At 59.6% G+C, this 16096-nt stretch carries 17 protein-coding genes and 1 pseudogene; 17 read left to right on the top strand and 1 reads right to left on the bottom strand.

All coding sequences use genetic code 11. From position 1 onward, the window contains the following. Positions 1 to 42: 42 nt before the first annotated feature. From CKW31_RS02145 to madM, 10 genes and pseudogenes are all read left to right on the top strand, one after another. Positions 43 to 228, top strand: a pseudogene (locus tag CKW31_RS02145) (DUF6124 family protein); the annotation flags it as partial. Positions 229 to 543: 315 nt separating this feature from the next. Next, positions 544 to 2220: a malonate decarboxylase subunit alpha gene (gene mdcA / locus CKW31_RS02140; protein ID WP_027901332.1), complete on the top strand. Its 1677-nt coding sequence runs from the start codon at positions 544 to 546 to the stop codon at positions 2218 to 2220. Then, positions 2220 to 3101, top strand: coding sequence for a triphosphoribosyl-dephospho-CoA synthase (locus CKW31_RS02135; protein WP_095092789.1), 882 nt, complete (start codon positions 2220 to 2222; stop codon positions 3099 to 3101). The genes mdcA and CKW31_RS02135 overlap by 1 nt, the downstream gene beginning before the upstream one ends. Before the next feature lie 2 nt (positions 3102 to 3103). Further along, entirely contained in the window at positions 3104 to 3403 is a 300-nt protein-coding gene (locus tag CKW31_RS02130) for a malonate decarboxylase subunit delta (RefSeq protein ID WP_087265683.1), read from the top strand. After that, a complete protein-coding gene (locus tag CKW31_RS02125) occupies positions 3396 to 4247 on the top strand; it encodes a biotin-independent malonate decarboxylase subunit beta (protein ID WP_095092787.1) in 852 nt (283 codons plus the stop codon). Before CKW31_RS02130 ends, CKW31_RS02125 begins: the two co-directional genes overlap by 8 nt. Continuing rightward, positions 4244 to 5044 (top strand): biotin-independent malonate decarboxylase subunit gamma, encoded by an 801-nt coding sequence (gene mdcE / locus CKW31_RS02120; RefSeq protein ID WP_095092785.1) that lies wholly within the window; start codon positions 4244 to 4246, stop codon positions 5042 to 5044. Before CKW31_RS02125 ends, mdcE begins: the two co-directional genes overlap by 4 nt. After that, positions 5045 to 5671, top strand: a complete 627-nt coding sequence (locus tag CKW31_RS02115; RefSeq protein WP_095092784.1) for a malonate decarboxylase holo-ACP synthase — start codon at positions 5045 to 5047, stop codon at positions 5669 to 5671. Then, entirely contained in the window at positions 5668 to 6603 is a 936-nt protein-coding gene (gene mdcH, locus CKW31_RS02110; RefSeq protein ID WP_095092782.1) for a malonate decarboxylase subunit epsilon, read from the top strand. The genes CKW31_RS02115 and mdcH overlap by 4 nt, the downstream gene beginning before the upstream one ends. 72 nt (positions 6604 to 6675) lie before the next feature. Next, on the top strand, positions 6676 to 7116 hold the full coding sequence (gene madL, locus CKW31_RS02105; RefSeq protein ID WP_095092781.1) for a malonate transporter subunit MadL: 441 nt from the start codon (positions 6676 to 6678) through the stop codon (positions 7114 to 7116). Position 7117: 1 nt separating this feature from the next. Further along, positions 7118 to 7882 (top strand): malonate transporter subunit MadM, encoded by a 765-nt coding sequence (gene madM / locus CKW31_RS02100; protein ID WP_095092779.1) that lies wholly within the window; start codon positions 7118 to 7120, stop codon positions 7880 to 7882. Positions 7883 to 8632: 750 nt separating this feature from the next. Here madM and CKW31_RS02085 read toward each other — a convergent pair. Beyond that, positions 8633 to 9553, bottom strand: coding sequence for a LysR substrate-binding domain-containing protein (locus CKW31_RS02085; protein ID WP_095092774.1), 921 nt, complete (start codon positions 9551 to 9553; stop codon positions 8633 to 8635). 152 nt (positions 9554 to 9705) lie between these two features. Here CKW31_RS02085 and CKW31_RS02080 point away from each other — a divergent pair, with 152 nt between their 5' ends. The 7 genes from CKW31_RS02080 (at position 9706) to CKW31_RS02050 (ending at position 16095) form a co-directional block, all read left to right on the top strand. After that, positions 9706 to 10323 (top strand): hemolysin III family protein, encoded by a 618-nt coding sequence (locus CKW31_RS02080; protein WP_095092772.1) that lies wholly within the window; start codon positions 9706 to 9708, stop codon positions 10321 to 10323. A 408-nt stretch (positions 10324 to 10731) separates the two neighbouring features. Beyond that, entirely contained in the window at positions 10732 to 11508 is a 777-nt protein-coding gene (locus tag CKW31_RS02075) for a transporter substrate-binding domain-containing protein (protein WP_087265699.1), read from the top strand. A 62-nt stretch (positions 11509 to 11570) separates the two neighbouring features. Then, on the top strand, positions 11571 to 12248 hold the full coding sequence (locus CKW31_RS02070) for an amino acid ABC transporter permease (protein WP_095092770.1): 678 nt from the start codon (positions 11571 to 11573) through the stop codon (positions 12246 to 12248). Then, complete coding sequence (locus tag CKW31_RS02065) at positions 12245 to 12979, top strand: amino acid ABC transporter ATP-binding protein (RefSeq protein ID WP_095092768.1); 735 nt, start codon at positions 12245 to 12247, stop codon at positions 12977 to 12979. The genes CKW31_RS02070 and CKW31_RS02065 overlap by 4 nt, the downstream gene beginning before the upstream one ends. A gap of 21 nt (positions 12980 to 13000) precedes the next feature. Further along, positions 13001 to 14248, top strand: a complete 1248-nt coding sequence (locus CKW31_RS02060; RefSeq protein ID WP_095092766.1) for a cysteine desulfurase-like protein — start codon at positions 13001 to 13003, stop codon at positions 14246 to 14248. 18 nt (positions 14249 to 14266) lie between these two features. Next, positions 14267 to 15142, top strand: a complete 876-nt coding sequence (locus CKW31_RS02055; protein ID WP_095092764.1) for a MurR/RpiR family transcriptional regulator — start codon at positions 14267 to 14269, stop codon at positions 15140 to 15142. Positions 15143 to 15198: 56 nt separating this feature from the next. Beyond that, positions 15199 to 16095 (top strand): allantoinase PuuE, encoded by an 897-nt coding sequence (locus tag CKW31_RS02050; RefSeq protein ID WP_095092762.1) that lies wholly within the window; start codon positions 15199 to 15201, stop codon positions 16093 to 16095. Position 16096 lies beyond the last annotated feature (1 nt).

The following is a 16096-nucleotide window of genomic DNA, read 5'->3' as shown; positions in this document are numbered from 1 at the left end:
ATTGGATGCAATCTAATGCCCGAAACATCACCCCAAATACCCTTCCTCGCCAATCACGCCCTGACTCAAGAGCAATCCCTGACTCATGCCTCAGAGTTACTGCGCTGCGCCATGGCCACCGCGTACGAATGCGGCGATAGCCTGACCGGTTCAAAGCGCGATCTGGCGTTTTCTGTTGTGCATCTGGTTGAAATGGCCAATGCGATGGTTGAGCGATCGCTTCGGTAGTCGCTGCGAAGCTGCTGCCTCCTGTGGGAGCGGTGCTTGCCCGCGATGAACGATGATGCGATCTGCCTGAAACACCGCGGTGCCGACGTGGGACCGGCTTTAGCCGGGAAGGCGGTATTTCTAACGATGACGATGTACTGGCTGTACAGACCTCTTCCCGGCTAAAGCCGGTCCCACGTCAGTGAACTGACCCCTTTAAGATTTGATGAGCATTTCATCGTTACTCCAACCGTAACGATCCCACGCTCTACTTGATTGATGCCCCGCACCCTTAGCTCCTAAGGTGGCCCACGACAGCGAAATCGTGGAGTGGACATGACAACAATAACGACCCCCGACGCGCGCTGGTCGCGTCGTCGCACCGAGAAACAGCGGCGGCTCGAGCAGGTGCGGCATCTTGCCGATGGTGTGGTGTTGCCGACCGACAACATCGTCGCGGCGCTGGAAGCCTTGATGGTGTCCGGTGACCGTGTGGTGCTGGAGGGCAACAACCAGAAGCAGGCGGATTTTCTTTCCCGTGCCCTGGCCAAAGTCGACCCGGCCAAGCTGCACGACCTGCACATGATCATGCCCAGCGTTGGGCGCTCGGAGCATCTGGATCTGTTCGAACGCGGCATCGCCCGCAAGCTTGATTTCTCCTTTGCCGGTACGCAAAGCCTGCGCATCAGCCAGTTGCTGGAAGACGGCCTGCTGGAAATCGGCGCGATTCATACCTACATCGAGCTGTACTCGCGGCTCGTGGTCGATCTGATTCCCAATGTTGTGCTCTCTGCCGGTTTCATGGCCGACCGGGCGGGCAACATCTACACCGGGCCCAGCACCGAAGACACCCCCGCCTTGATCGAACCTGCCGCGTTCAGCGACGGCATTGTCATCGTTCAGGTCAACCAGTTGGTGGACGACGTCAGCGATCTGCCTCGCGTTGATATCCCTGCGTCGTGGGTCGACTTCGTGGTGGTCGCCGACAAGCCGTTTTACATCGAGCCACTGTTCACCCGCGACCCGCGCCACATCAAACCGGTGCACGTGTTGATGGCGATGATGGCGATCCGTGGTATCTACGAAAAACACAATGTGCAGTCGCTCAACCACGGTATCGGTTTCAACACCGCTGCCATCGAATTGATCCTGCCGACCTACGGCGAATCACTCGGCCTCAAGGGCAAGATCTGCCGCAACTGGACGCTCAACCCGCACCCGACATTGATCCCCGCCATCGAAAGCGGTTGGGTCGAGAGCGTGCACTGCTTCGGCACTGAACTGGGGATGGAAAACTACATTGCTGCCCGGCCAGACGTGTTCTTTACCGGGCGTGACGGCTCGATGCGTTCCAACCGCATGGTCTGCCAACTGGCCGGGCAGTACGCCGTAGATTTGTTCATCGGCGCGACCTTGCAAGTGGATGGTGATGGCCACTCTTCAACCGTTACCCGTGGTCGCCTTGCTGGTTTTGGGGGGGCGCCGAACATGGGCCACGACCCTCACGGACGTCGTCATCCAACCCCCGCGTGGCTGGACATGCGTCAACAGAGCGGCGACGGTCCGGATGCTTACCTTGAGCGCGGTAAAAAGCTCGTGGTGCAGATGGTCGAGACGTTCCAGGAAGGCGGCAAACCGACTTTCGTGGAAACCCTCGATGCAGTCGAAGTGGCGAAGAAAAGCGGCATGCCCCTCGCGCCGATCATGATCTATGGCGATGACGTCACCCATTTGCTCACCGAAGAAGGCATCGCCTATCTGTACAAGGCACGCAGCCTGGAAGAGCGTCAGGCGATGATTGCAGCGGTGGCAGGCGTGACCGTCATCGGCATGCGCCACAATCCCAAAGACACCGCCCGCATGCGCCGTGAAGGCTTGATTGCGCTGCCGGAAGACCTGGGCATCCGCCGCACCGATGCCAGCCGCGAATTGCTCGCCGCCAAGAGCATCGGTGATCTGGTTCAGTGGTCGGGCGGCTTGTACAACCCGCCTGCCAAATTCAGGAGCTGGTGATGAGCGCACTTGCACCCAAAGCCAAATCTGACAGCCCGTTGTTTGTCGAACAGCTGGCTGACCTTGCTGTCGACGCGTTGATTGACGAGGCTGATCTTTCTCCCAAACCGGCGCTGGTGGACCGGCGTGGCAGCGGCGCGCACAGCGATCTGCATTTGGGCCTGATGCATGCGTCGGCGCTGTCGCTGTGGCCGATGTTCAAAGACATGGCTGAAGCCGCCGAACAGTTCGGCGAAATCGGCCAGCCCTTGCGCGAGGCCCTGGGGCGCATTGGTCGCGAAGGTGAAGCAGCGATGCTGCGTACCACCAACGGCGTGAACACCCACCGTGGTGCGATCTGGGCCTTGGGCCTGTTGGTCACCGCTGCCGCACTTGAACCGGATAACTGCAGCGCAGCGCAGTTGACTTTTCGTGCTGCACAGCTGGCCTTGATTGAGGACCGCAACGTGGTTGCGCAACTTAGCCACGGCGCTCAAGTGGCCCAGCGTTACGGCGCCATGGGCGCGAAAGAACAGGCGCAACTGGGCTTCCCCGCCGTCATGCAAAAAGGCCTGCCGCAACTGCAACGCAGCCGTGCTTCTGGCAGTGGCGAGCAAAATGCGCGTCTTGATGCCTTGCTGGCGATCATGACCACGCTGGCGGACACCTGCGTCTTGTATCGCTCCGGCCTTGAAGGCCTGCGCGCCATGCAGGAGGGCGCGCAACGAGTGCTGGATGCAGGCGGCAGCGCGAGCCTGGCCGGTCGTCGCTGTTTGCACGCGCTGGATCAGCAGTTGCTCCAGCTCAACGCATCCCCCGGTGGCGCTGCCGACTTGCTCGCCGCCTGCTTGTTCATCGATAGCCTTGAGCCTGTGCTCGGCTCTGAATCGAGGAGTGTTTGACCATGGAAACCCTGTCTTTTGAATTCCCCGCCGGGCAGCCGCCGCTAGGCCGTGCGCTGGTGGGTTGTGTTGGCTCCGGTGATCTGGAAGTGCTGCTCGAACCCGGTGTGCCCGGCAAGTTGTCGATCAACGTGGTGACTTCGGTGAATGGTGCGTCTGCCCGCTGGCAGCATTTGTTCGAGCGCATGTTTGACGGTCAAACACCGCCAGCTCTGGCCATCGATATTCACGACTTCGGCGCGACGCCGGGCGTGGTCCGGTTACGTCTGGAACAAGGCTTCGAGGAGATCGGCCATGACTGATACCGCACGCTTGCTCCAGCAACACAGCTTCGTCGAATTGGGTGCCCGGCAACGGGCCAAGGCCTTGCTCGACGAAGGCAGCTTTCGTGAGTTGATCGGGCCTTTTGATCGTGTCATGTCGCCCTGGCTGATCAAGCAAGGCATCGTCGCTCAGGCGGATGATGGGGTGATTGTCGCCAAGGGAACGGTCGGTGGTTTGCCCGTGGTTATCGCCGCCATCGAAGGTGCGTTTCAGGGCGGCAGCATGGGCGAAGTGGGCGGCGCGAAAATGGCCGGGGCTCTGGAGCTGGCCGCTGAAGACAACCGCAACGGCATCCCGACTGCCGCGATTTTGCTGCTGGAAACCGGTGGCGTTCGCTTGCAGGAAGCCAACCTTGGCCTGGCCGCAATTGCCGAGATTCACGCGGCGATTGTCGACCTGCGCCAGTACCAGCCGGTGATCGGCGTGGTGGCGGGCAGTGTTGGATGCTTCGGCGGCATGTCCATCGCGGCGGGCCTGTGCAGCTACTTGCTAGTGACTCAGGAAGCGCGACTCGGCTTGAACGGCCCGCAAGTGATCGAGCAGGAAGCGGGCATCGAAGAGTACGACTCCCGCGATCGGCCTTTCATCTGGAGCCTGACCGGAGGCGAGCAGCGTTACGCCAGCCACTTGGTGGACGGTTTTGCCGCTGACGATGTGCAGGCGATCCGTGAACAAGTGACTGGCTGGATCAGTCTCGGTGTTCCGGCCAAGGAGCGCAGCAGTCAGTACGACACCTTTCTGCATCGTCTGGCGCGCCTCGATACGACTTCCCAAATCGAACCGCAGGCAGTTCGCGATCTGTATGCAGGAGAAAAGTCATGAGCGCTTCTCAACGAGGTTTGAACTGGTTCAAGGCGCTCAGCGCCAACGCGGCAGAAGTGGTGGGCTTGCCGCATTCAGTCAAAGCCGCCGACGGGGTGTTGGGCGATCAGCCGGTTCGCTTTCTGGCGGTGGTCGCCGATGCTGACAACCGTTTTCCCCGTGCTCGCAGCGGCGAGGTTGGGTTGCTGGAAGGGTGGGGCCTGGCCAAAGCGGTGGATTCCGCCATTGAGCTGGACCGCGATAACGAACACAAGCGCGCCTTGATCGCCATCGTCGATGTGCCAAGCCAGGCGTATGGACGACGCGAAGAGGCGCTCGGTATTCATCAAGCGTTGGCGGGCGCTGTGGACAGTTATGCCCGTGCGCGATTGGCCGGTCATGCAGTGATTGGTTTACTGGTTGGCAAGGCCATGTCCGGGGCGTTTCTGGCTCACGGTTATCAAGCCAATCGACTGATTGCCCTGCGTGATCCGGGCGTCATGGTGCATGCCATGGGCAAAGAGTCGGCAGCGCGGGTCACGTTGCGCAGCGTCGACGAACTGGAAAAACTCGCCGCCAGCATCCCGCCCATGGCGTACGACATCGAGAGTTACGCGAGCCTTGGCCTGCTCTGGGAAACCTTGTCGGTGAGCCAGATCGAACAGCCTTCCGCCATGGATATCAGCCACGTTCAGGACGTACTGAACAGTGCAATCAAAGACGTAAAGGCCACTGGGAATGACCTGAGCAGCCGACTGGGCGCGAGCAATCGTCAAGCCTCGTCAAAAGTTCGCGAACTGCTGCGAGCGCAGTGGTAAATGAACACTGACCTGACGGTACTGCCCCACGATTTGTTGTGGGGTATGCCGGTGTCTGCCTTGCCTGCCGATGCGCCGGACTGGGTGGTTGAGGCCGTGGGCCTTGGGCATCCGGTGGTGGTGCGTCGTTCATTGGCGCCGCGAGCGCTCGTCGCGGTGGGCATTCGTGGTCCGGGTCGTGAGCAACGGTTTGCGGCACTGATGCCGCGAGATGCTATTAAGCGTCGTGTACGTCCTGAGCAGTTGACCCATGTTCATGGAAAACACGACTGGCCTGCACTGCAAGCGCTGGATCAAATTCGGCCGTTGATGGATCTGCTGGCGCTGCCTTGGGGCGTGAGCGGTAGCGCTGGCTTCGAATTGGCCAGCGGCGTGGCGGCACTGCATCAGAACAGTGATCTGGATTTGATTGTGCGTACGCCGCGGTTTGTCAGCCGTGATTGGGCGGCCGAACTGGTACAGGTTCTGGATCGTTCCGTGTGCCGCATCGACGTGCAATTGCAGACGCCCTTTGGCGCGCTGGCATTGCGGGAATGGGCAGGGGCCTCGCGTCAGGTGTTGCTCAAGAGCGAACTCGGCGCCTGGCTGGTCACTCAACCGTGGCAGCCCACCGAGGCCTGCGCATGAGCAGTTTCTGGGTGTTTCCCGGTCAGGGCGCGCAGCAGCCGGGCATGTTGAATCAGTTGCCGGATGAGCAACTGATACGTGATTGCCTGAGCGAAGCCAGCGACGTATTGGCGGAAGATGTGCTGCTACTGGATTCAACCGAAGCGTTGCAATCCACCCGCGCCGTTCAGCTGTGTTTGTTGATCGCCGGTGTCGCCAGCGCTCGGGTTTTGCAGTCCCGGGGTTGCTCGCCGGATACGGTCGCCGGGTTATCCATCGGTGCCTATCCGGCCGCTGTAACTGCTGGTTCGTTGGCATTTGCTGACGCCGTGCGACTGGTGGCGTTGCGCGGCGAGTTGATGCAAAGCGCTTATCCCGAGGGCTATGGCATGACGGCAATTATCGGGCTGGATCAAGCCGCCGTCGAAGCGTTGGTCGCTGACGTGCACGGTCACGCATCGCCTGTGTACCTCGCCAATATCAACGCCGAAAACCAGTTTGTGATCGCAGGAAGCGCCGAGGCGATGGCTGAAGTGGCGCGCCTGGCGAAAGCCGGTGGCGCAGCAACGGTCAAGCGTCTCGCGGTAAGCGTGCCGTCCCACTGTGCGCTGCTTGAACAACCGGCGCAGGCCCTGGCCGAGGCTTTCGCCACGGTGACGGTTCAAGCCCCCGCCGTGCGCTATCTGAGTGGCAGCACGGCGCGGCCAATGCTGACTGCGGACAAGCTGCGCGACGACCTGGCCTTCAACATGTGCCGCGTCATTGATTGGCGCAGCACGGTGCAAACCGCTTATGAGCGGGGCGCTCGCCTGCACATCGAATTCCCGCCGGGCACCGTGTTGACCGGGCTGGCGCGCAAGGTATTTGAACAAGGAACGGCAGTCGCTTTTCAAGGCGCTCGCCTGGACAGTCTGGTCGCGTTGTCGCGCGAGGAGGGCAGCCGCAACCCATAGAGCGCATGGACGCTGGACCGTTTCGAAGAACAAAAACAACAACTTCGTAAGGCAAACTGAGGAATAACAATAATGATTATCTACGGTGTAGCACTGCTGGCTATCTGCATGCTTGCAGGGGTGATTCTCGGTGACTTGCTTGGCGTAATGCTGGGCGTCAAATCCAACGTGGGCGGTGTCGGGATCGCGATGATCCTGCTGATCTGCGCCCGTTTGTGGATGGAGAAACGCGGCGGCATGAGCAAGGAATGCGAGATGGGTGTCGGTTTCTGGGGCGCCATGTACATCCCGGTGGTGGTCGCGATGGCGGCTCAGCAAAACGTTGTCACGGCCCTCAAAGGCGGCCCTGTCGCCGTACTTGCAGCCGTGGGCTCGGTGGTCTTGTGCGGTTGCACCATTGCCTTGATCAGCCGCATCAACAAGGGCGAGCCGCTGCCTCCGGAAGAGCCGGTGATCATTCCGGGCATCACGCCGACGCCAACCTCATCGCCAGCACCAGCAGGGAGCCGCTGATATGTGGGAAATTATTGATAAAGGCTTGATCAGCAACGGGCTGGTGACTGCGTTCGCATTCGTCGGCGTGGTGATGTGGATTTCTGTCGTGCTCTCCAAACGCCTGACGTTCGGTCGGGTGCATGGATCAGCTATCGCCATCGTGATCGGCCTGATTCTGGCGTGGGTCGGCGGCACGATGACCGGCGGGCAGAAAGGCCTGGCGGACGTCACGTTGTTTTCCGGCATTGGCTTGATGGGCGGCGCCATGTTGCGTGACTTCGCTATCGTTGCCACGGCGTTTGAAGTGCAGGCGACTGAAGCACGTAAAGCCGGTTTGATCGGTGTGATTGCCTTGCTGCTCGGTACGATCCTGCCGTTCATTGTCGGCGCGAGCATTGCCTGGGTGTTTGGCTATCGCGATGCGGTGAGCATGACCACCATCGGCGCGGGTGCAGTGACCTACATCGTCGGCCCGGTCACTGGTGCGGCATTGGGTGCGACATCGGATGTGATGGCGCTGTCGATCGCAACCGGTTTGATCAAGGCGATTATCGTGATGGTCGGCACACCGATGGCGGCGCGCTGGATGGGCCTGGATAACCCGCGCTCGGCGATGGTCTTCGGCGGTCTGGCGGGGACTGTCAGCGGTGTGACGGCGGGTCTTGCCGCAACGGATCGGCGACTGGTGCCTTACGGCGCACTGACTGCCACGTTCCACACCGGTCTGGGCTGCTTGCTGGGGCCGTCGTTGTTGTACTTCATAGTGCGCGCTATCGTCGGGTGATGGAACGGTTGAAGCGAACTTGTTCGCGAGGCGGCGTGCCTGGAGAACCGTGTCAGGCCCTCTCGCCAACAAGTTGCCTCCTACCTTCGAGCGCGGTGAGCCTGAGACTGCGCAATGCTTGGGTAGGAGCGAACTTGTTCGCGAGGCGGTGTGCCTGGAGAACCGCGTCAAACCCTCTCGCCAACAAGTTGGCTCCTACCTTTAAAAAGGGTTGAACCTGCGCGTTTTGCCGGGGTAGGAGCGAACTTGTTCGCGAGGCGGTGTGCCTGGAGAACCGCGTCAAACCCTCTCGCCAACAAGTTGGCTCCTACCTTTAAAAAGTGTTGAACCTGCGCGTTTTGCCGGGTAGGAGCGAACTTGTTCGCGAGGCGGCGTGCCTGAAGAACCGCGTCAGGCCCTCTCGCCAACAAGTTGGCTCCTACCTTTAAAAGTGTTGAACCTGCGCAATGCCGAGGTAGGAGCGAACTTGTTCGCGAGGCGGTGTGCCTGGAGAACTGTGTCAGGCCCTCTCGCCAACAAGTTGGCTCCTGCCTTTAAAAGTGTTGAATCTGCGCGTTTTGCCGGGGTAGGAGCGAACTTGTTCGCGAGGCGGTGTGCCTGGAGAACCGCGTCAAACCCTCTCGCCAACAAGTTGGCTCCTACCTTTAAAAAGGGTTGAACCTGCGCAATTCCTGGGTAGGAGCGAACTTGTTCGCGAGGCGGCGTGCCTGGAGAACCGTGTCAGGCCCTCTCGCCATTACAAGTTGGCTCCTACAGGTTCGTATGACGGTTTGAATACATCCGCCCCTCGGCAATCAACGCCAATAGATTCGGATCGCGCTCCTTCGACTTGAGAAACACCATGCCGATGTGCTGTTGCATGCGGTAGCGCTCTTGCAACGGGATCAGCTTCACCCGGTTTTCGTAAACTGCTGCAATACGCCCCGGCAACAGCGCATAGCCCACGCCTGAGCTGACCATGCTCAGCAAGGTGAAGATGTCGTTCACCTGCATCGCTACCTTCGGTTCGAACCCTGCCTGCTGAAAAACCCGGATGCCATCGCGATGGGTGGCGAAGCCCTGGGTCAGGGTAATGAACGTCGCTTCGCGCAGGTCACTCAGGTCCACTTCGCGGTGTTGCGAGAATGGCGAGTCGGCCGGGGCGGCGAGAAAAATGTCGTCGGAAAACAGCGGCAGATGCTCGCAATCCGGGTCGTTGACGCTCTCGTCCAGCGATACCAGGATCGCATCCACTTCCATGTTCTTGAGCTTGTAGAACAGGTCGATGTTGGAGCCCATGATCAAGTCGATGTTGAGCTCGCTGCGGCGGATCTTCAGGCCCATGATCAACTGCGGCACCGTCTTCACTGTCAGCGAATACAGCGAGCCGAGTTTGAAGCGTGCGGCAGAAAATCCGGCGGCCTGTCGAGTCAGCTCCACCGTGGCGAGCACGTCCTGGATCAGTTTCTGTGCTCGCTCCTCCAGCACATAAGCGCTTTCCAGCGGCGTCAGGTTGCGGCCTTCATGCTTGAACAGCGGGCAGCGCAAGGCACTTTCCAGCGAGTGAATCGCACGGTGCACGCTGACATTGCTGGTGTTCAGGTCAGCGGCCGCTTTGGTCAGGTTGCCGGTGCGCATGAAGGCCAGGAATATTTCCAGCTTTTTCAGGGTCAACTCATCGTCGATTTGCATGTCGTGAGGCATCTTGTTTGAGTGCCCCGATTGTGCACATTTAGATAGCCACTGGCTGTAATAAAAAACTGTTTGGCTAACGCATGGCTTGCACTTTACGTCCCTAAGCTAGAGCCTTGCGCTGCAGTTCAGAACTACGAGGTAGTGTGCGGATGTATTACGGAGAAAAATTCAACGCGTGGTCCCACCTGGTCGGTGCGGTGCTAGCTTTGATCGGGGCCGTCTGGTTGCTGGCGGTTGCCAGTCTTCAGGGTGATATCTGGAAGATAGTCAGCGTCGCGATCTACGGCGTGACGCTGGTGGCGCTGTACAGCGCGTCCACCGTGTACCACAGCGTCCGAGGGCGTACGAAAGCGATCATGCAGAAAGTTGATCACTTTTCGATCTACTTGCTGATCGCGGGCAGTTACACGCCATTTTGTCTGGTGACCTTGCGCGGCCCCTGGGGCTGGACGTTATTCGGCGTGGTGTGGGGGCTGGCGGTGATCGGTATCCTCCAGGAAATAAAGCCGCGATCCGAAGCGCGGATCATGTCCATCGTGATTTACGCGGTCATGGGCTGGATCGTGCTGGTGGCCGTCAAACCCCTGATCGCGGCGCTTGGCACGGCAGGCTTTACATGGCTGGCAGCAGGCGGCGCGCTGTACACCATCGGCATCATCTTCTTCGCCTACGACACCCGCTTTCGCCATTGGCATGGCATCTGGCACCTGTTCGTGATTGCCGGGAGTCTGCTGCACTTCGTGGCGATTTGTTTTTATGTGTTGTAAGTAGCCGATCCACGAAGCTGTAGCTAACTGCTTTGGAATGTTTTCTGTAGAAGCTCACGAGCAACGCGAGGCAGCGATGGCGGCCTGTCTGACATACCGTTATCGCGGCCTCGCGGTGCTCGTGCGCTCCTACAGGTGCGCGGTTTGCCGCGAGACAGCGCAGAAATATCGATTCACCTGACGCCCCGCATCAGTGCACACCGTTGTACGCTTCCAACCGATTTCCCACTAACCCTCGCCGTAGCGCGCCGCCCTGTGCGGGCGCACCAAAATCGGCAGGCTTTTGCACTGCATTGAAGCATTTGATTCATTATTTAAAACTGTTGAATTATTTGATTCTTGCTCCTAGTCTGTTGCTCGACCCGCCTGCTGGCGACTTCTTGCAACGACTGAGACCGGGAGCAAAAGATGAACGTGAAAGTACTCTTGAGTATGGCGGTGGCCACTGCGTTTTCGGCGTCTACCTGGGCGGCGGACTGGACGGTGGGTGCCAACGTCGGCAACGTTCCGTGGGAGTTTCAGGACGCCAAAGGCGAGATCGTCGGCTTTGAAGTCGATGTGGTCAAAGAAGTCGCCAAGCGGGCCGGCAAGACGGTCGAGTTTGTAAATATCCCTTTCAATGGCCTGTTCAGCGCCGTGCAGTCCAAGCGTGCAGACATTGCCATTTCGTCGATCACCATTACCCCAAAGCGTCTTGAATCAGTGGGTTTCGCTCAGCCGTATTACGACAGTGATCAGTCGTTGTCGGTGCTGACCAAATCGGGCATCGATGGCCTCAAAGGCATGCAGGGCAAAGTGGTCGGCGTAGACACCGGTTCGACCGGCGACATGTGGGTTACTGCGCATCAGGCCGAGTACAAGTTTGGCGATGTCTCCCGCTACGAAGGGCTTTCCCCTGCGATGCTCGATCTGGCTTCCGGGCGTATGGACGGCTACATCAGCGATATCCCAGCCGTGCTCTATTACATCAAGGACAAACCGCAATACCGGGTGGTTGCCCGCATTCCCACCGGTGAGAAGTACTCGTTGATGCACGCTAAAGGCTGGGCGTCGGCGACTCAGGTCAACGACATCATCACCGCCATGAAAAAAGAAGGCGTGATTGCTGACTTGCACAAGAAGTGGTTTGGCGCAGACGCCGATCCAGAGTCCAGCACAGTCAAGGTTGTCGACGTTCTGAAATAAGCCCTTCAGTTAGCGACTGACGTTTTAAACCCGGCGCCTGGCGCTGTCACCAAGGAGTCCTGATGGAGCTGGTCCAGACTTTCTTCAACTGGGGTGTGTTTGTCGACGCACTGCCGCAGATGCTGCGGGGCCTCGGGGTGACGGTGTTGCTTGGCGTGGTCAGTATCATTCTCGGTCTGGTCGGCGGCTTGCTGCTGGCCATGCTTCGACTCTATGGCTATGCACCGATCCGGCTGCTGGCACGGATCTACATCGATGTGATGCGCTCGATTCCGTTGCTGGTGTTCCTGGTGTTGATCTACTACGCGCTGCCGTTTGTGGGGATTCGTCTGTCCTCGTTCGCCGCAGCGGTGGCAGCGTTATCGCTGGTGTCGAGTGCTTACTCAGCTGAGATTTTTCGCTCCGGCATCGAAGCCATTCCCCGTGGGCAATTCGAAGCGGCGGCCTCGCAGGGCATGAGCTTTTTCAACACCATGCGCGATGTGATTTTGCCGCAGGCCATGCGAATTGTGCTGCCACCGATGACCAGCAACTGCATCAACGTCATGAAGGACACGGCGCTCGCTTCGGTGGTTGCCATGCCGGATCTGCTCAAACAGGCAACACAGGCGCAGGCACTGTCTGCCAACCCGACACCGCTGGTGGGGGCTGCGATTATGTATCTGTTGTTGCTGCTGCCCTTGGTGCAGCTGGTGAGTTGGGTCGAGCGGCGCAACAGTGCGGGGAGGAAGAACGGATGAGTGCAGTCATCGAGATCGAAGGCGTCGCCAAGTTCTATGGCCGGTTCCAGGCGCTGGCGGACATTAATCTGTCGGTGGAGCAGGGCGAAGTGGTGGTGATTCTCGGACCGTCAGGCTCAGGCAAGTCGACGTTGATCCGCTGCATCAACTTGCTGGAGCAATACCAGGAAGGCGAGATTCGAGTCGCGGATCAGCGGGTCGAGACCGGTCCGAAGCTGGCGGGTATCCGTTGTGAAGTCGGCATGGTCTTCCAGAATTTCAATCTCTACCCGCACATGACGGTGCTGGCCAATGTGGCGCTGGCGCCGGTGCGAGTGCGCGGTTTATCACGTCGCGATGCGCAGGCTCGTGCGCACGTGTTGCTGGAAAAAGTCGGCATGAGCGCGCATGCCGAAAAATACCCCAGCCAGCTTTCCGGTGGTCAGCAACAGCGCGTGGCAATTGCCCGGACCATGGCCATGGAGCCTCGGGTGATCCTGTTCGACGAGCCGACTTCTGCGCTGGACCCGGAAATGGTCGGTGAGGTGCTCGACGTCATGCAGAACCTTGCGCGCTCAGGCGTGACCATGGTCGTGGTCACCCACGAAATGGGCTTCGCCCGCAAAGTCGCAGACCGGGTGATCTTCATGGAAAGCGGCCGGATCATCGAACAGAACAATCCGCATGATTTTTTCACGGCCCCTCGCGAGCCGCGGACCCAGGCCTTTTTGCAGGCCATCCTGCACCACTGATTCCTTTTGGAGACTGCCCAATTGAACGCCCTCGATATCGATTATGTTCGCCGCCAGTTCCCCATGCTGGCTGATGGTTTTGCCTATCTGGACAACGCCGGTGGTTCGGCGGTGCTTGGGCGGGTGGCTGATCGCGTCCGCGACTACCTGATTCACAGCAGCGTGCAATTGGGCGCGTCCTACAACGGATCGGCTTCAGCCGGTGCGTTGGTGCTGCAAGCCCGGGAGTCCGTGGCGCAACTGATCAACGCGTATCACCCCGAAGAATGCGTGATGGGCGGCTCGACCACGCATCTGCTGCAAATCCTTTGCCGTGCTGTTGCGCCGTCGATCAACAGTGGCGACGAAATCATCGTCACCCACAGCGATCACGAAGCGAATATCGGTCCGTGGCAGCGGCTGTGCGAGGAGCGCGGTGCGACGTTGCGAGTGTGGTCAGTCGATCCGCAAACGCTGGAGCTGGAGCTCGATGACCTGGATGCGCTGCTTGGCTCGCGTACCCGCTATGTGGCCATGACCCATGCGTCGAACATCTTGGGCAGCGTCAACCCGGTGGCCGAAGTCGCCCGTCGTGTGCATGCCGTGGGCGGCAAATTGTGCGTCGATGCCGTGGCGTATGCGCCCCATCGTCTGGTGGATGTTCAGGCCAGCGGCGCTGATTATTACGTGTTCAGTTTCTACAAGGTGTTCGGCCCGCACTTCGCGGTCCTTTGGGGGCATCGTGAGGCGCTGCTGGAGCTGCCGAGCCTCAATCACTTTTTCATCGGGCAGGACGTGATCCCTTACAAGCTGCAACCAGGCAACCTCAATTACGAGCTGTCTTACGGCTGCATGGGCATCAATGAATACCTGCTGGATATCGGTCAGCGTCTGGGCGCCAGCGGCAGCCCGCGCCAGATCATGCAAGCCGCATTCGATGCGTTCGAAGTACAGGAAGATTTGCTCGCCGAAACACTGCTGTCATTTCTGCGAGAAACAGCAGGCGTGCGGATTATCGGCAAGCCGCAAGTGACCGCGGGTGATCGGGTGCCGACCATCAGCTTCGTGGTGGAGGGTGTGCAATCGGAAGCCATCGTGCGGCGCATTGATGAACACGGGATCGGGATTCGCTTCGGTGACTTCTACGCGCGACACTTGATCGAACAGTTGGGCCTGGCCCCGTTCGGCGGTGTGGTACGCGTCTCGATTGCGCACTACAACACGGTCGACGAAATGCAGCGTCTGGTCAGGCATCTGGCCGAGGCGATCAACGATTTGCGTCCATCCTGATTTTACGAGCGACCTTCCATGTCTGCAGTGCCTCAAACTCTTGCCGAATTACGTGCGGCTATCGTCGAGCAGCAGGATCGCTTGACCGCGCGCATGCGTGATGCGGCGTGTTACCTCACCGAGCATCCCCATGACGTGGCGCTCAACACGGTGGCCGCGCTGGCGGAGCGCTCGGGGATTGCTTCATCGGCTTTCATTCGTCTGGCCAAGGCGCTGGGGTTCAACGGTTTCAGCGACTTGCAGCGATTGTTCAAGGCGCCGTTGCAACAGGCGGGTTCGTCAAGCTTCAGCGAGCGGATTCGTCACTATCAAGGCGAGGAACTGCTGGAAGATCCGACCGATGTCGGCGCCATTCTGACTGCGTTCAGCCGGGCCAATATCGTGTCTCTTGAACACTTGGCCGAAGGTCAGCAAGTCGAAGCGCTGGAGCAGGCCATCACCTTGTTGCAACGCGCACGGACGACGTTCGTGGTGGGTATGCGCCGTTCATTCCCGATGGCCAGTTACCTGAGTTATGCGCTGAGTCGTGTCGGCCGCCGCGCCGTCCACATCAGTGGCCTCGGCGGTTCACTGCGCGAGCAAGTCGGCGCGCTGCACAGCGATGACATTCTGGTCGCTGTGAGCTTCCCGCCTTATGCCCCGGAAACCATAGAAGCCTGCCAGCAGGCGGTGGCGGCAGGTACACCTATTGTGGCGATTACCGACAGCCTGCTCAGCCCGATCGGCCAGCACGCGGCGGTGATCATTGAAGTCAACGATGCGGAATTGCTGGGTTTTCGCTCACTGACGGCGGCGTTCTGCGTGGCCCAGACCCTGGCAATGGGCTTGGCTTTTCGCGACGGTCAGTCGATGAGCGGCCCTGATCATGATGCTTTGAAAAACATCGACTGCTGAGCCGAATTCTGGCGGTCTGAACCCCACCCTCTGCGCCTGTGCAGGAGATTGCTCTTATGGCTTCACCCCTTCGCGATCTGGTCGGCTACGGCCAAAACCGTCCTCAAGGCACCTGGCCTAATGGTGCGCGGTTGGCAATCAGTCTGGTCATCAATTATGAAGAAGGCTCCGAGCGCTCGCTGGCAATGGGCGATCCCGATCAGGAAAGCATGACCGAGTGGGGCAGCTACCAATTCCCTGATGGCGTGCGCAATCTGGCGATGGAGTCGATGTATGAATACGGCTCGCGGGTGGGTATCTGGCGGATTCTTGAAATCCTCGAAAAGGCTGGCGTGCCGTCCACCTTTCACGCCTGTGCCGTTGCGTTCGAACAGAACCCGGACGTTGCCAAGGCAACTGTCGCGCTGGGCCATGAAGTCTGCAGTCACGGCTATCGCTGGGAGGAAGTGTTCCGCCTGACCGAAGCCGAAGAGCGTGAGCACATTCGTCTTGCCGTGGAATCGTTCGAGCGCACCTGCGGCAAGCGTCCCGTTGGTTGGTATTGCCGCTACGGCGCAAGCGTGCGAACCCGGCGTCTGGTGGCCGAAGAGGGCGGTTTTCTCTACGACTCCGATGCCTATAACGACGACGTGCCGTACTACGTTGACGTTGAAGGCAAGCAGCATCTGGTCGTGCCGTACACCAGTGACGTGAATGACTTCCGTTACTGGAACTCGCCCGGCTTGTCCCAGGCGTCGGATTTTTTCGAGTACATGAAGGAAAGCTTCGAAGTGCTCTACGAGGAGTCTGCCGACGGCCTGCGCATGATGTCGGTGGGCTTGCACCCGCGCATGGTTGGTCGTCCGGGGCGGGTGCGGGCGATAAAGCGTTTCATTGAATATGCCCAAAGCCACGAAGGTGTCTGGTTCGCGACCCGCGAACAGATTGCCAAGGCCTGGATGAGCCGTAGCTAAA

The sequence above is a fragment of the Pseudomonas sp. Irchel 3A5 genome (genome assembly GCF_900187575.1).
GTDB lineage: Bacteria > Pseudomonadota > Gammaproteobacteria > Pseudomonadales > Pseudomonadaceae > Aquipseudomonas > Aquipseudomonas folii.
Note: the sequence above shows the minus strand (reverse complement) of the source record. Positions and strands in the feature narration are given on the sequence as shown.

Bases quoted from the DNA above. Each gene is read 5' to 3' on its own strand.
- CKW31_RS02135 (WP_095092789.1), top strand. From the start codon at position 2,220: ATGAGCGCACTTGCACCCAAAGCCAAATCTGACAGCCCGTTGTTTGTC.
- CKW31_RS02070 (WP_095092770.1), top strand. From the start codon at position 11,571: ATGGAGCTGGTCCAGACTTTCTTCAACTGGGGTGTGTTTGTCGACGCA.
- CKW31_RS02075 (WP_087265699.1), top strand. From the start codon at position 10,732: ATGAACGTGAAAGTACTCTTGAGTATGGCGGTGGCCACTGCGTTTTCG.
- CKW31_RS02055 (WP_095092764.1), top strand. From the start codon at position 14,267: ATGTCTGCAGTGCCTCAAACTCTTGCCGAATTACGTGCGGCTATCGTC.
- mdcE (WP_095092785.1), top strand. From the start codon at position 4,244: ATGAGCGCTTCTCAACGAGGTTTGAACTGGTTCAAGGCGCTCAGCGCC.
- mdcA (WP_027901332.1), top strand. From the start codon at position 544: ATGACAACAATAACGACCCCCGACGCGCGCTGGTCGCGTCGTCGCACC.
- CKW31_RS02130 (WP_087265683.1), top strand. From the start codon at position 3,104: ATGGAAACCCTGTCTTTTGAATTCCCCGCCGGGCAGCCGCCGCTAGGC.
- CKW31_RS02125 (WP_095092787.1), top strand. From the start codon at position 3,396: ATGACTGATACCGCACGCTTGCTCCAGCAACACAGCTTCGTCGAATTG.
- CKW31_RS02065 (WP_095092768.1), top strand. From the start codon at position 12,245: ATGAGTGCAGTCATCGAGATCGAAGGCGTCGCCAAGTTCTATGGCCGG.
- mdcH (WP_095092782.1), top strand. From the start codon at position 5,668: ATGAGCAGTTTCTGGGTGTTTCCCGGTCAGGGCGCGCAGCAGCCGGGC.
- madM (WP_095092779.1), top strand. From the start codon at position 7,118: ATGTGGGAAATTATTGATAAAGGCTTGATCAGCAACGGGCTGGTGACT.
- CKW31_RS02115 (WP_095092784.1), top strand. From the start codon at position 5,045: ATGAACACTGACCTGACGGTACTGCCCCACGATTTGTTGTGGGGTATG.
- CKW31_RS02080 (WP_095092772.1), top strand. From the start codon at position 9,706: ATGTATTACGGAGAAAAATTCAACGCGTGGTCCCACCTGGTCGGTGCG.
- CKW31_RS02050 (WP_095092762.1), top strand. From the start codon at position 15,199: ATGGCTTCACCCCTTCGCGATCTGGTCGGCTACGGCCAAAACCGTCCT.
- CKW31_RS02085 (WP_095092774.1), bottom strand. From the start codon at position 9,553: ATGCAAATCGACGATGAGTTGACCCTGAAAAAGCTGGAAATATTCCTG.
- madL (WP_095092781.1), top strand. From the start codon at position 6,676: ATGATTATCTACGGTGTAGCACTGCTGGCTATCTGCATGCTTGCAGGG.